The organism is Ruegeria sp. AL1, from assembly GCF_056540905.1.
The window spans coordinates 1-13,746 of the sequence record NZ_JBQFXP010000011.1; the positions used below are offsets into that span (position 1 = coordinate 1).

The following is a 13,746-nucleotide window of genomic DNA, read 5'->3' on the forward strand; positions in this document are numbered from 1 at the left end:
CTCTGGCCGCGATGGAAGGCAACAACCCGGAAATCGGCGAAGAGAAGATCAAGGAACTGATGGCGGCTGTTGATGACTACATCGACACCCCCGAGCGTGCTGTTGACCAGCCGTTCCTGATGCCGATCGAAGACGTGTTCTCGATCTCGGGCCGTGGTACTGTTGTGACCGGTCGTGTTGAGCGTGGCGTGATCAATGTTGGCGACGAGATCGAAATCGTCGGCATCCGTGACACCAGCAAAACCACCTGCACCGGTGTTGAGATGTTCCGCAAGCTGCTGGACCGCGGTGAAGCAGGCGACAACATCGGCGCGCTGCTGCGTGGTGTGGATCGTGACGGCGTTGAGCGTGGCCAGGTTCTGTGTAAGCCGGGTTCGGTTACACCGCACACCAAGTTCGAAGCGGAAGCCTACATCCTGACCAAGGAAGAAGGCGGTCGTCACACCCCGTTCTTCGCGAACTACCGTCCTCAGTTCTACTTCCGGACCACGGACGTGACCGGCACCGTGACCCTGGCCGAAGGCACCGAGATGGTCATGCCTGGCGACAACGTGTCGTTCGGCGTTGAGCTGATCGCGCCGATCGCGATGGAAAACGGTCTGCGCTTTGCGATCCGCGAAGGCGGCCGCACCGTCGGCGCGGGCGTTGTGTCGAAAATCATCGAGTAAGTCGGCTCTGCCGACTGGTGGGCGGCAGTTGCTCTGAAAGAGCAATGAGAGCCCACACCGTCGAACTAAAGAAGGCCGTCCCACAAAGGGGCGGCCTTTTTTCTTTGAGGTCTGTGATCCCGAGACGAAAATAACAAGCATGTCAAAATCATCGCGCAACCGGTGGCGGTGAAGAGATTATTCGTCGAATAATCTCGCACCTAACAACGGGTGAACGAAAGAAGGCGGTCTCTAAAGAGCGGCTTTCTTTTGCCCGAAATCAGTCAACTATGAAAAAACTCGGCAAAAGCCCGGCGACATTGGATTCAAGGAGCTTTCTAGACCGGTCAGGCCGTGACACAGTGTTAACAGGATTGTGCGCCACGAGACACATTGGGAATGCAAAGATATGTTAGTTTTTGCAACTTCCACTTACGTGATCTCATAAAGAGCAACCCGGCAAGCGCGGACAAAAGAAGCGGCAGACTGGCTGGAAGTGGAACCGGAGCAGGTGGTGTACCGGCAAAGGCACTGAAAGTCACACCATTGGTTGAGATTCCAGTGTTGATGCCCTGACTTGGCAATCTAAGTCCAAACCCGAAAAGCGTCGGATTGGACGAGGCTGCATTTTGGATGCTTAAAGTAAAATCGTTCCCAGTTGTCGAGAAGTTCGGCAACCCTCCATCGATGCTCAGGAAACCACCGCTCTGAGGATAATAGGAATACTGAATTCCATTATCCACCGGAAAGTTGATAGAGTTCACAGTCAGGCCTGTTGTCGAGCCTGATACTGAATTGGTAGGTAAATCGATTGTGAAACTTGCCGTGAAAGTGTTCGATCCAACTACTCGGTCAATATTATAAGTCATTGTTAATGCAGAAGATGGGCTTGCAAAACCTATTATCACAACTGCGATCAAATATGAGAAAACAAGTTTCATACCACCTTCACTTATTAACAGGTCACAGTGCCAGACATAAAAACCCACACAGCAAACTGGAATTAACTCTATGAATGGATAGTGCTTTTGACATCAATCGAAGGTGAAGGCGCGTCGGAAAAGCCGTTATTTCCAGATACTATTGACCAAGTGAAGACAATAAAGGTTCTTTTTCCTCATTAGCGGGGCGTCCACGCCTCGCGGCCGACCAAGCGGTCCGCCTCGGCCGTAATATTGTTCATGTGTTGCTCGAGGCTAAGACGCAGGGTCTCGATCTGCTCTTCGCTGGCCTTGCGCGGCACGGTTTCAGTCCATTCCCGGCACAGGAATACACCATCGTTCCGCCAGGGGCGCGGCATCAGCAACCGATCCCACGTGCCTGCTTCGCGCCCGTGGCGGGCGGAATAGGTGATGCCGAACACCCGTTTTCCCGACGTGCGCGCCCAGATCAGTGGGACAGTCGAGGATACACGCTCGGGTCCACGTGGCCCGTCCGCTGCGATCCCGATCGAGATGCCCTGTTTCATCTTGCCAAGCACCTCGCGCGACAAGGCAACATGGCGCTTGCGGCTGCTCATGGCGATTGTATCCATGCCGAAAAGCTTTTGAACACGCCCTACCATGCTGCCGGCCCGTGCGGCGGATGTGATCGAACAAATGCGCCCCTTGTCCAACGGAAAAAAATAAGGCGACTGGGCCAGACGCTGATGCCAGAGCACGACAATGACCGGTTCACCCTGTTCGGCCAGCTGGTCCAGTTCTTCATACCCGATCCGTTGCCAGTGCGTGTTGCGGTGGACCATGCGAATATATCCCGCGATCTGTCGCGCAGCCCAGTTCAGCACGGCTTCGCTGTCAGCGATTTTCTTTCGGATGCTCAACGACGACAACCTTTTCCCTTTGCCCGCCGTCTTAACGAACCTGACGCGTCACGCAATGTCTTTGTCGTTTTCTCGATGGCGTACAAAACTGAAAAAGCCTCTTGAGTCCGCTGCGCCACTGTCATATCTGAGGGCGCACGATAGGGGTATAGCTCAGTTGGTAGAGCGACGGTCTCCAAAACCGTAGGTCGCGGGTTCGAACCCTGCTGCCCCTGCCATATCACCAAATTCAAAGTGCACTGGCCGCTACTGTTTCTGCAGGTGTTAAATCCTGTATGGCAGATTGCTGGTCGCAGGTGGTGCAATCGCGGTTCCCTCTGGCCGGGGATTGACATATTGTCCGGGCGAACCTGATCGGTGGATGGAGTGTCATGTCGCGTTTTGATGGGTATTTCCTGCGGCAATTGCTTGTGTTGTTCGGGTTCTTCACCCTTGTTCTGGTTGGCGTTTTCTGGATCACCCGGTCGGTGAGCCTGTTCGAACGGGTCATTAGCGGTGGCCAATCCGCGATCGTGTTTTTGGAATTCACTGCTCTGACATTGCCGACGCTTATCAGGACCGTCATGCCGATGGCCGTGTTTGCTGCGGCTGTCTATGCGACCAACCGGCTAAGTCGCGAAAGCGAGCTGACCGTCATGCTGGCCACGGGATCAAGCCCCTGGCGTCTGGCGCGCTCGGTCGTGTTGTTTGGTCTGAGTGCGGGGTTGATGATGGCGATTATCAGCGTGTTTTTGCGCCCTGCATCGCTGGAACAGCTTGAACTCCGTCAGGCAGAGGTCGCGGGCGATGTGACCGCCCAGCTTTTGAACGAAGGCGAGTTTCTGCACCCCGCCAAAGGCGTCACGGTTTACATCGGGCGCGTCGACCTGGATGGCACATTGCATGAGGTCTTTGTGTCTGACCGCCGAGATCCGGAAAATCCCGCAAGCTACTCCAGCGCCACTGCGTATTTGGTCAATGACGGTACAGGTTTGCATCTGGTGATGCTTGATGGAGTGGCGCTGCGCTTGAATGTGGCGGACACAACATTGTCTTCGACGTTGTTCGAAGATGCGGCATACGACATCTCGCAGATCACCAGCGGCCCTAAAAGCGGCCAGCGCAGCCTTGAGGCGATCCCGACGGCAGAGCTGTTGCAGGATCGTAGTCAGATTGCCGAAGCGGATAAATACACCGAAGGCGAGATGGTGGACGAATTGCATCAACGGTTTTCCTGGATAGCGATCTGCGTCGCGGTCGCCCTTGTCGGGTATTCGGCATTGATGCTGGGCAGTTTTTCGCGATTCGGGTTATGGCCGCAGATTTTGGGGGCATTTACCATTCTTGTGATGCTGGAGGGCGTCCGCGGCTTTGTGTCTCCAGTCGTGATTGACGACCTGCGACTTTGGTGGTTGCTTTACATGCCCGCTTTGATGGGAGTCGCGGTGTCTTGCGTGTTTCTGGCGATTGCCGGTCGGCCTCTGAAGCCCGGCCGGGCATCGCGCGTGTCCACTCCGGTCTGAGGCAACCCTTTCGGCGGTAGCTATCTTAGTACCGCGTCGTTAGAAAGGCTCGCGCGAAAGCGTCAAAACTTAGCAGGCAGCCATCAGGCGATAGACGATCTGGGCAGCTGTGAAATCCCATGCAGCGTTGCCGTTCGGGGCCAGCTCGACCACATCGAAGCCCACGCATTTGCGATTCTTCAGCGCGTGTTCGACCAGTTGCAATGCCTGATAATACCCCAATCCGCCGGGAACAGGGGTTCCGGTCGCGGGCATCAGCGAGGGGTCCAGCCCGTCCACGTCAAAACTGACATAGACCAGATCGGGGAAGTCTTCGGGCAAATCGACAGCGTGGATATGCCCGGTCACAAGCTCTTCGGCGTCCACGTGAAAGACGTGGTTCGCAAGGCGGCTTTTGGCCTCTTCCCTTGAAAAGGCGCGCACCCCGAATTGGGCCAGTCGGAGGCCTTGCTCGACCAACAGATGCATGACCGAGGCATGGCTGTGTTTCTCGCCCTGATAGGCGTTGCGCAAGTCCGCATGGGCATCGATCTGAACGATGCCGACCGGTTGCCCCAACGCCCGGGTCACACCCATCACCGCCCCATAGCTAAGCGAGTGCTCTCCGCCCAGGGTTACGGGTACTTTGCCTGCGTGGATGGCGGCTTCGGTTCGTTGAGCCAGCCGTTCCATCACGTCAGGTAGCGCGCCGTCGCAATCCAGCGGTTCCTCGGTGAAGATGCCCTCGACGCAAGGCTCGGCATGGCCGGTGATGCGCTCGAGCTCATTGCTGGCTTCAATAATCGCAGCTGGTCCTTTGGCGGTGCCCGAGCCGTATGAAACAGTGCGTTCCAGCGGCACTGGGATGACGCAAAACCGGGCGCTATCTGAGCGCTCGGATGCGGTCAGTTCACTGTCGAGGAAAATGGTCATGAGAGGCGGTCCTTAAAGTCATCATAGCCGAACTGTCTGATGATCTTCAGCTCGTCCGTTTCGCTGTTCCAAAGGGCGATGGTGGGCAAGGGGACACCGTTGAACGTGTTGGTCTTGACCATCGAATAATGCGCCTGATCGAGGAAGGCAAAACGCCGACCGATCTCCAGCGGCTTGTCCCACGTATAGTCCCCGATCACATCCCCTGCGAGGCAAGACGGCCCGCCGAGGCGGTAAGTGTGGCCCGCCTCGGCCTCGTCCATCAGGGCTGGGCGATAGGGGGCCTCGATCACGTCGGGCATGTGGCAGGTGGCCGAAATGTCGGTGATCGCGAGGTTCATGCCATTGGTTGGCAGGTCGAGGATTTCGCCGACCAGAATACCCGCGTCCAGCGCGACGGCCTCGCCGGGTTCGAGGTAGACGTCGATGTTGTAGGTTTCGCGGATGGCTTTGATGAAGGTGATCAACCCCTCGCGGTCATAGTCGTCACGCGTGATGTGATGCCCACCGCCGAAGTTCATCCATTTGAGTTGGCCGAGGAAGGGTTTGAGTTTTGGCTCGACGGCAGCCCATGTGCGTTGCAGCGGTTCGAAGCCCTGTTCGCAGAGCGTGTGCATGTGCAGACCATCGACGCCGTCGAGCGTGTCTGCCGTAAGTTGGCTGACGGGTGTGCCGAGACGCGAGCAGGGCGCGCAGGGATCGTATTTGGGGATCTCTCCCTCGGAATGTTCGGGGTTGATGCGCAGGCCGACCTGAACATTTGCTGCTTGGGCTTTGGCCAGGAACCGGTCCTTTTGCGCAGGTGAGTTGAAGATGATGTGGTTGGACAGCGACAGGATTTCGTCGATATCGGATTCTTTGTATCCGGCGCAGAAGGTGGCAACCTCACCGCCATATTCCTCGCGGCCCAGACGGGCCTCGTAAATACCGCTGGCGCAGGTGCCGCCGAGGTGATGGCGTACCAGCGGGGCCAGAGAGAACATCGAAAACGCTTTGAGTGCGCTCAGGACATGTGCGCCGGATCGGGTGCCGATATCGGAGAGGATGGTCAGGTTCCGCTCGACCGCTTTTTCGTCGACCACAAAGCAGGGGGTGGGGACGCGGGCAAGGTCGAAATTGCGGAAGGCGCCGGCGTCGCCCGCTTGGGTGGTCATCATGTCGGACATGTCAGGCGTCTCCGAGTGGTGGAGAGGCCGGGGGGCCAGCCCCCCGGACCCCCCGGAGTATTTGGGAAAAGATGAAGGTCAGAAACTGACGGGACCGTCGAGTTCGTGGACTTGCCATGGCAGGCCCTGGGTGTTCAGCATGTCCATGAAATCATCCGGGTCCAGCTGTTCCATGTTCCACACGCCGGGCTGCGTCCAGTTGCCTTTCAGCACCTGTGCCGCGCCGATCATGGCGGGGACGCCGGTGGTGTAGCTGACGGCCTGGGAGCCGACCTCGGCATAGCATTCTTCGTGGTCGCAGATGTTGTAGATGTAGTAGGTTTTCTCACCCGAGCCGTCCTTGGCCTGACCTGTGGCGATGTCGCCGATGCAGGCCTTGCCCTTGGTTTCCGCGCCCAGATCGCCGGGATCGGGCAGCAGGGTTTTCAGGAACTGGATCGGGATGATTTCCTTGCCGTCATGCATCACCGGGTCGATGCGGGTCATGCCGACGTTTTCCAGCACTTTGGCGTGCATGATATAGGCGTCGCCGAAGGTCATCCAGAAGCGGGCGCGCTCGATCTCGGGGAAGTGGGTGCTGAGGCTCTCCAGTTCCTCGTGATACATCAGGTACATATTCTTGGGCCCGATGGCGGGGAAGTCGAATTCGACCTTGTGGGTCATGGCCGGGGAATGCTGCCATGCGCCGTTTTCCCAGTGACGCACCTCGGCCAGCACTTCGCGCAGGTTGATCTCGGGGTTGAAATTGGTGGCGAATTCCTGATCGTTGCTGCCACCATTGGCGTCCAGAACGTCGATCTGGCGGATGGTGTTCAGCTTGTGTTTCTTGAGCCATGTGGCGAAGACGGAGGTCACGCCCGGATCAAAGCCCGAGCCGAGGATGGCGGTCAGGCCCGCCGCCTTGAACCGTTCCTGATAGGCCCATTGCCAGTGGTATTCGAATTTGGCCTCATCCTCGGGCTCGTAGTTCGCGGTGTCGAGGTAGTGGATACCGGCCTCAAGGCACGCATCCATCAGCACCAAGTCCTGATAGGGCAGGGCGAGGTTCACCAGAATCTCCGCGCCCGTTTCCTTGATCAGCTTGACCGTATCTTCGACCTTATAGGCATCCAGTTCGGCGGTTTTGATCTCAACGCCGACGCGATCCTTGACGGCCGCTGCGATGGCGTCGCATTTCGATTTTGTGCGGCTGGCCAGAGTGATCTCGGTGAAGATATCCGAATTCATCGCCATCTTGTGCACGGCTGCGTGGGATACGCCACCTGCGCCGACAACCAGTGTTTTGCCCATGGTCTGTCTCCTTCTTATTCGTAATAGGTGTAGCCGTTGATCGAGTCGCGATAGGCGCTCATCAGGGTTTTGCGGTCCTTGGCTTGCAGAGTACCGGTCGAGATCGCTTCGTCCACCATTTTGCGGAAGGCTGCGACGCAATCCTGCGGGTCGAACTCCACATAGGACAGGACCTGACTGATCGTGTCGCCCTCTTGTTCGTGCAGCAGGTCGAACCCGCCATCGGCGCGCAGGTCGATGGTGACAACGTTGGTGTCTCCGAACAGGTTGTGCAGATCGCCGAGTGTTTCCTGATAGGCGCCGACAAAGAAGACGCCCATGAAGTATTCGTCATCCTCGGGCAGAGAATGCACCGGCAGGCTGGGCGAGACGCCGTCGGCCAGAATAAACCGGTCGATCTTGCCGTCACTGTCGCAGGTGATGTCAGACAGGACGGCACGGCGGTCAGGTACGGTGTTCAACCCTTGCAGGGGCACGATCGGGTGCAACTGGTCAATGGCCCAGACATCGGGCAGGGATTGGAACAGCGAGAAGTTGCAGTGGTAGATATCGGCCACTTTCTCAAGCTGATCGTCCACATCCGTTTCCAGATCGTCGCTGGCCGCCAACGCCTTGAGGCGGGCCATCAGCGACAGGTAGATACGCTCGGCCCGGGCCATCTGGCGCAGGTCGACATAGCCGCGCCGGAACAGCGCGCGCAGTTCGTTGCGGTAGAAAGTTGCGTCGTTCCAGCATTCCTGCAGGCGGTCGCTGCTAAGGTATCCATGCACCGCAGCAAGGTCCGAGACCAGATGGTTGTCATCGGGATCCACATCCGGCGCGGTGGGCGCATCGTAGAGCGTGGTTTCCAGCACGTTGAAGACCAGCATCGACGATGTAGCCACCACCGCACGACCGCTTTCCGTGACCAGCATGGGGTGGGCGATCTCGGCCTCGTCCATCGCGTAGGCGACGGTTTCGACCACATTGGCGCAGTATTCTTCGACCGTGTAGTTGATTGAATTCTCAGCCGCTTTCTTCTCGCCGGTATAGTCCACACCCATGCCGCCGCCGAGGTCCAGATGGGTCAGAGGCACGCCCTCGCGCGTCAACTCGGTGTAGTAGCGACACGCCTCGCCGACAGCGCGGCGCACATCGTTGACGTCTTGCACCTGGCTGCCGAGATGCGAGTGCTGCAGCTTGAGACAATGCAACAAGCCCGCCGCGTTCAGCTTGTCCACCGTGGCGACAAGCTGATCGGTGTTCATACCAAAGGCCGACCGGTCGCCTGAGCTTTCTTCCCATTTGCCGCTGATCTGATTGGTCAGCTTCACCCGCACGCCGATCAGGGGTTCGATGCCCAACTCCTTGTAGACCTCGATCACCGTGTCGGCCTCTTTCGGGCTTTCCAGAACGATGACGGTGTTGAAGCCGATCTTGCGGGACAGGATGGCCAGTTGGATGAACTCGGCATCTTTGACGCCGTTACAGACGATCAGTGCCTCAGACGCCAGACGATGGGCCAGCGCCACGACCAGTTCGGGCTTCGATCCGGCCTCAAGCCCATAGTTGTATTTCTTACCGAACTCGACGATCCGGTCCACGACCTGCGCTTGTTGGTTCACCTTGATCGGGAAAACACCCCGGTAGGAACCTTTGTAGTTCACCCGCGCGATGGCATCGCGGAAGCTTTCGTTCAGATGCGCGATCTCATGTTCCAGATAGGACGTGACCCTCAGAACCATCGGGGCTTTGATGCCCCGGTCGTCCAGATCGGACAGGATGCCCGGCAGGCTGATCGCGGCGGCCTCGGGGTGCATGGGATTGCGCAGACCGATCTCGCCCTGCTCGGTCACCTCGATGAGGCCTTTGCCCCATTTCTCAACCCCGTAGATGGAATGCGGTGCGTCGGGCGTGTGTTTCAATCAGTCAGTTCCTTGCAATAGGGATGCCGGTTTCGCGCCCGCCAATACGGCAGCAGTTTGATTCGTCCAAGTGTAATCTATGTTGCGGGAATTGCCGAATTTATCCGTAGGCGCGGATGGGGATCAGATGGTTGTCCCATTTGCAGTCCATTGTGCCTTCAACCCGGGCTTTGCCATGCTTGACCGATCCGAACGCGCCGGTGCCTGTCGTGAAGGCAAGGCCGTTGGGTCCAGCACCTAACCCGCAGACGTCGTGCAACGGGAAGGCGTGGATCAGGTCGCCACTTGTGATGTTGAACTGGTGCAGAACATTGCCGCGGGGGCAGGTCATGGCGACTGTTGTCCCATCCGAAGCAAAGGCGACGCTGCCTGCATAGCCCTGCAGCTTTACTTGCTGATCTCTTGAAGCAGACAGCAGGGTCGGAGCCTGCCCGATCCTGTGCAGGCCCAGCAAAGGCGGGGCCTCGGACATATCGCCCTGCCATTGCATGGCGAAAGCCACCAGCCCGTCCGCCCGCACATCCAGATGGCGGATCGAGTTTTTGTGCAGCCTGCCCGGCAAATGAACCTGTTCCAGGATGGTGCCTGACAGGTCAAGATATGTCAGATTGGGCTGCATCCAAGGTAGGTTCAGCTTTGTGCGGCCTGAATCGGGATGGGTTTCGATGCCGCCATTGGCAACGACCATAGCATTGCCGTCGGGCATCAGGTGCATGTCATGAGGGCCTATGCCACCGGACGGGATTTCGCCCACCCGGGCATAGCTTTTTGCGTCCCAGATGCCGATGATGCCCGTGGCTGCCTCATAGTCGTTTTCGGTTGTCAGGAACTGATGGCCGTCGGGCGAATACAAACCATGCCCATAAAAGTGCCGTCCTTCCGGGGCGCGCAGCCGAGCCAGTTCTCGTCCGCTGGCGCAATCGATCACCATCGCGAAGGTGCCGGGACGACGGGCAAAGGCGACTGCGTGGGGTTTGTGCGGATGCGCAGCGGCGGCGTGGCCGCGATCGGGCAAAGGCCGCGAGAACAGAACAGTGCCTTGCCCGTTCAGCCCGGCCAGCCGGTAGGTTCCGTCCGGAAACTGGGCGGCGGCCAGATAAGCAGGTGCGCCCGTCGCAGCCCAGCCAGTCTGAGGTGCAAAGCTGGTGGCCGTCAGCCCGGCCAGAAATTGGCGGCGCGTGGGCATCATTTAGTCTCCGTCCAGGGAATTGAAGCCAGCGCTTATGCCAAGCGTCGGGCCCAGTTCCGATGTCGTTATGGTGCGGATGTCGTTGATCGATTGCTGCAGGGCTTCGATCCGAAAACGTCCCTGAGGGGACGCAACACCCGCCAGCGCCGGATCGTCAAGTGCCCGGGCGCGGCTTATGGCCCTGGCAAAGGCTGCATCCAGTTCGGCGGCAATGTCGGGGTAGTCGCCGGACAAACGCGCCGCGAGATCCTGCAGCGCGATCAGCGACAATTCGATATGGCGCAGAGATCTACCGGATCGGCGCGCCTCGGCCCGGTTGGGGCGGGGGCGGTCGAAGGTGCCAAGCGGACGGCCCAAACGGGTATCTGCGGTGAGTTGCAGACCCGTTGTCAGGGCCTTGAACAGTTCTTGCAACGCCTCGTCTTCTGAACGGTAAGGGCCGTCTTCACTTGGATGCGTAAAGGTCGCTGCGTATCCGGCCCAATCGGATGAAATGGCGTCCGCATTGCGGGCGATGTCTGTTGTGATGGCTTGAATCAGAGCACACCGATACGCCGCACCACCCTGATCCTGAAAGGCCGGATCATACAGCATCCGCTCCAGTGCAAAGAACCCGCGTCCGGCGATGGAAATCTGGGCAAAGGCGTCCGGGTCGGCAACCACTTGATCCGCATCGGTGATCAACCGCGACAGGGTTTTGGGGGTGAACCCTTTGGTGTCAGGCCAGAAAGCGAGAGCAAAGGCCCGGTCATCGGTTTCCGTGGGGCCAAAGCGCAGATGGCTGGCAGAAATCCACGCGTCAAATGCGGCTCCATAGGTGGTGCGCAAGCTGTCGGACGGCGCGCAGTCTGCTTGGGCTTGAGCTGCAAGGCTTGTGGCCGCGTCGGACAATGTGCCGAACCGGGGCAGAATGTGACTTTGCGCAATCTCGGCCTGAATTGATCCACGGTCCTGCGCCCACAAGACCACTGGGAATACCAAAGCGGACAAGAGGGTCTTCCAGCGCATCACAAGCTTTCCAGAAATCGGATCAGGGCGTCGCGGTCCGCCTTTGGCATTGAGACAACCTGATCGCGGGCTGATTCTGCCTCGCCGCCATGCCACAGGATTGCCTCAAGCAGGTTTCGCGCGCGACCGTCGTGCAGGAATTGTGTGTGACCCGACACGCGCTCGGTCAATCCGATACCCCATAGAGGCGGGGTGCGCCATTCATGACCCGTTGCACGCGCCTCGGGGCGGTGGTCGGCCAGACCGTCGCCCATGTCGTGCAGCAACAGATCGGTATAGGGCCAGATCAACTGAAAACTATGCTCGGGACGGTCGTCCATACGATGGGTGACATGGGCTGGTGTGTGGCAAGACGCGCATCCGGCGTCATGAAACACCTGTTTGCCCCGCAGCACCTGCGCGTCATCGACATCGCGCCGCGCAGGCACACCCAGATTGCGGCTGTAAAAGGCGACAAGGTCCATGCCGGTCTGATCGATTTCATGCCTGCGAATGTCGGTATCCCCATGTGGGGCTTGCACGCAACTTGCCTGTTCGTGGGTGCAATCTCCATAGGGGCGCGGGAAAAGCGGGCTTGATATTCCGATGTCACCGGCAAAGGCAGCAGCCGATTGTTCCATGACCGTGGGCATTCCGGCCTTATGTCCGAACCGGCCCAACATGGGGGCGTCAAACTCGGTCGACCAGACGATATTGGCCCGGCCCGAGATACCGTCGCCATTGCTGTCCCCTGGGTCCGCATTGGCCAGAATGTCCTGCGCCGGGATCGTCTCGAGCAAGCCCAGGCCGATCATCTGCGGCGCAACACGAGGGCTTAGCATCGCCTCGGGATGCAACGGCCCATACCCCAGATCGGCGGCCTGATAATCGGGTTGTCGCAGCGACGCCGTCTCACCATCGGACAGGGCGACCGGGATTTCCGTATACGTAATGTCCAGCCGGTATTCGGCGGGATGGCCGGGCAGCCCGAAATCCTGCAACTGCCCGCCATAGGTCGGATCGGGCAGGGTGGCCAGATAGCCTTCGATTGCGGCCGGTGCGTCATCCGGGTCGCCCGGGACCGAGACACGCAGGAACATCGAGATGGCGTTGTCATCCGGCCCATTTGGCGTATGACCGCGCCCGTCCTTTATATGGCAGCGCTGGCAAGAGCGCGCATTGAACAAAGGGCCCAAGCCGTCGGACGCCAATGTCGATGACGGGGTCGAAATCCATATCTTCTTGAACAGCCCGTTGCCGACCTTGAAATCCAGCTCTTGTTCAAAGCTGAGATTACCCGAGGGCTGCGAAAACGCATCCGCATCCGTACGTGCCCGTACAGTCGCGGCCCCGGCGCTGAGTTCTTCGTGTTTCTGCGACGCGATGAAATCGGTCGGGACCGCGGTCGCGGCCTCGATCCGGGCGAGTTCTTCGGCGGTTCTGGGCGTTGTGTTGAGGTGAATATCCCGCAGCTCCTGGGCCAGGGATGGGGTGGCCGCCAAAGCGACCACCGGTAACAGGTGCAGGCTATTCGCCTTCGTCCATTTTCGATGCGTTGAGATGCGCATAGTTGGCTTCGCCAATCCTCTCGTACAGATCAAGCTGCGTTTCGAGAAAGTCGATGTGACCTTCTTCGTCGCTGATCAGTTCTTCAAACAGGGACATGGTCACATAGTCCCCCGCCTCGCGGCAGTATTCTCGCGCCTCGACATAAAGGGCGCGTGCGTCATTTTCGGCGGCCAGATCACATTCCAGAGTTTCCTTCGGGTTTTGACCGATCCGCAGAGGGTCCAGTTTTTGCAGGTTGGGGTGACCTTCCAGAAAGATGATCCGCTCGATCAGCTTGTCTGCATGCCCCATCTCTTCGATGCTTTCCTCGCGGCTTTTCTTGGCCATATGGCCCAAGCCCCAATCTTCCTGCAGGCGGTAGTGCAGCCAATACTGGCTGACTGCCGTCAGCTCATGCCGCAGGGATTTGTTGAGGTATTCTATGACTTTGGGATCGCCCTTCATCTGCATTCTCCTGTGATACTCCGGTGCGCAACGCACGGAGCTGCATGGGGACTTCCAGATTATCGCTCATGCGCATTGTGTCTAGGAAAAGAGGCATGCATCCGCCGCAGTCCGCCGATTTTCCGAGGGCATGATATATCTTGCCCGGTGTGATGATCGTGTCGGGATCCGACGTTCGCATCCAGTCAATCGCGGCGCGGATATCCGTGTCCGAGATATGGGTGCAATGACAGACAATCATGGTGTAGGTGCTTTTCTGCTGGTTATCTGACAATAATAATCAGGATAATATGGGCTGTCTTGCGGCAAACTGT

Annotated in this window: 13 protein-coding genes and 1 tRNA gene; 3 read left to right on the plus strand and 11 right to left on the minus strand. The window is 58.5% G+C overall.

Features of this window, described 5'->3' with window-relative positions; all coding sequences use genetic code 11:
- Positions 1-668 (plus strand): EF-Tu C-terminal domain-related protein (locus ACRZ9X_RS16985; RefSeq protein WP_480520998.1); only part of this gene is annotated, 668 nt, incomplete at its 5' end.
- A 344-nt stretch (positions 669-1,012) separates the two neighbouring features.
- On the opposite strand, the gene ACRZ9X_RS16990 is transcribed toward ACRZ9X_RS16985, so the two are convergent.
- Positions 1,013-1,588 (minus strand): hypothetical protein, encoded by a 576-nt coding sequence (locus ACRZ9X_RS16990; RefSeq protein WP_480521000.1) that lies wholly within the window; start codon positions 1,586-1,588, stop codon positions 1,013-1,015.
- Positions 1,589-1,767: 179 nt separating this feature from the next.
- Positions 1,768-2,469 (minus strand): lysophospholipid acyltransferase family protein, encoded by a 702-nt coding sequence (locus tag ACRZ9X_RS16995; protein ID WP_480521002.1) that lies wholly within the window; start codon positions 2,467-2,469, stop codon positions 1,768-1,770.
- A 142-nt stretch (positions 2,470-2,611) separates the two neighbouring features.
- Between ACRZ9X_RS16995 and ACRZ9X_RS17000 the strand changes: the two genes are divergently transcribed.
- Positions 2,612-2,687, plus strand: a tRNA-Trp gene (locus tag ACRZ9X_RS17000).
- Positions 2,688-2,840: 153 nt separating this feature from the next.
- A complete protein-coding gene (gene lptF / locus ACRZ9X_RS17005; RefSeq protein ID WP_480521004.1) occupies positions 2,841-3,971 on the plus strand; it encodes an LPS export ABC transporter permease LptF in 1,131 nt (376 codons plus the stop codon).
- A 69-nt stretch (positions 3,972-4,040) separates the two neighbouring features.
- Here the strand turns inward: lptF and speB are convergent, their stop codons facing one another.
- From speB to ACRZ9X_RS17050, 9 genes are all read right to left on the minus strand, one after another.
- Positions 4,041-4,883, minus strand: coding sequence for an agmatinase (speB, locus tag ACRZ9X_RS17010; RefSeq protein ID WP_480521006.1), 843 nt, complete (start codon positions 4,881-4,883; stop codon positions 4,041-4,043).
- Positions 4,880-6,049: a carboxynorspermidine decarboxylase gene (gene nspC, locus ACRZ9X_RS17015; RefSeq protein WP_480521008.1), complete on the minus strand. Its 1,170-nt coding sequence runs from the start codon at positions 6,047-6,049 to the stop codon at positions 4,880-4,882. Before nspC ends, speB begins: the two co-directional genes overlap by 4 nt.
- A gap of 78 nt (positions 6,050-6,127) precedes the next feature.
- Positions 6,128-7,339 carry a saccharopine dehydrogenase family protein gene (locus ACRZ9X_RS17020; protein ID WP_480521010.1) on the minus strand — a complete coding sequence of 404 codons (1,212 nt, stop codon included), beginning with the start codon at positions 7,337-7,339 and terminating at the stop codon, positions 6,128-6,130.
- A 14-nt stretch (positions 7,340-7,353) separates the two neighbouring features.
- Positions 7,354-9,243: a biosynthetic arginine decarboxylase gene (gene speA, locus ACRZ9X_RS17025; protein WP_480521012.1), complete on the minus strand. Its 1,890-nt coding sequence runs from the start codon at positions 9,241-9,243 to the stop codon at positions 7,354-7,356.
- A 100-nt stretch (positions 9,244-9,343) separates the two neighbouring features.
- Positions 9,344-10,432, minus strand: a complete 1,089-nt coding sequence (locus tag ACRZ9X_RS17030) for a DUF1513 domain-containing protein (RefSeq protein ID WP_480521014.1) — start codon at positions 10,430-10,432, stop codon at positions 9,344-9,346.
- Entirely contained in the window at positions 10,433-11,440 is a 1,008-nt protein-coding gene (locus ACRZ9X_RS17035; protein ID WP_480521016.1) for an imelysin family protein, read from the minus strand.
- Positions 11,440-12,987, minus strand: coding sequence for a di-heme oxidoreductase family protein (locus tag ACRZ9X_RS17040; RefSeq protein ID WP_480521018.1), 1,548 nt, complete (start codon positions 12,985-12,987; stop codon positions 11,440-11,442). Before ACRZ9X_RS17040 ends, ACRZ9X_RS17035 begins: the two co-directional genes overlap by 1 nt.
- The gene (bfr, locus tag ACRZ9X_RS17045) at positions 12,947-13,432 is read right to left on the minus strand and encodes a bacterioferritin (RefSeq protein WP_480521020.1); all 486 of its coding nucleotides are present in this window, start codon (positions 13,430-13,432) and stop codon (positions 12,947-12,949) included. Before bfr ends, ACRZ9X_RS17040 begins: the two co-directional genes overlap by 41 nt.
- Positions 13,380-13,673 (minus strand): (2Fe-2S)-binding protein, encoded by a 294-nt coding sequence (locus tag ACRZ9X_RS17050; RefSeq protein WP_480521377.1) that lies wholly within the window; start codon positions 13,671-13,673, stop codon positions 13,380-13,382. The genes bfr and ACRZ9X_RS17050 overlap by 53 nt, the downstream gene beginning before the upstream one ends.
- Positions 13,674-13,746: the final 73 nt, after the last annotated feature.

Coding starts and splice junctions, on each gene's coding strand:
- ACRZ9X_RS17020 (WP_480521010.1), bottom strand. CDS start 7,339: ATGGGCAAAACACTGGTTGTCGGCGCAGGTGGCGTATCCCACGCAGCC.
- bfr (WP_480521020.1), bottom strand. CDS start 13,432: ATGAAGGGCGATCCCAAAGTCATAGAATACCTCAACAAATCCCTGCGG.
- nspC (WP_480521008.1), bottom strand. CDS start 6,049: ATGTCCGACATGATGACCACCCAAGCGGGCGACGCCGGCGCCTTCCGC.
- ACRZ9X_RS17035 (WP_480521016.1), bottom strand. CDS start 11,440: ATGCGCTGGAAGACCCTCTTGTCCGCTTTGGTATTCCCAGTGGTCTTG.
- lptF (WP_480521004.1), top strand. CDS start 2,841: ATGTCGCGTTTTGATGGGTATTTCCTGCGGCAATTGCTTGTGTTGTTC.
- ACRZ9X_RS17040 (WP_480521018.1), bottom strand. CDS start 12,987: ATGCGCATCTCAACGCATCGAAAATGGACGAAGGCGAATAGCCTGCAC.
- speB (WP_480521006.1), bottom strand. CDS start 4,883: ATGACCATTTTCCTCGACAGTGAACTGACCGCATCCGAGCGCTCAGAT.
- ACRZ9X_RS16990 (WP_480521000.1), bottom strand. CDS start 1,588: ATGAAACTTGTTTTCTCATATTTGATCGCAGTTGTGATAATAGGTTTT.
- ACRZ9X_RS17050 (WP_480521377.1), bottom strand. CDS start 13,673: ATGATTGTCTGTCATTGCACCCATATCTCGGACACGGATATCCGCGCC.
- ACRZ9X_RS17030 (WP_480521014.1), bottom strand. CDS start 10,432: ATGATGCCCACGCGCCGCCAATTTCTGGCCGGGCTGACGGCCACCAGC.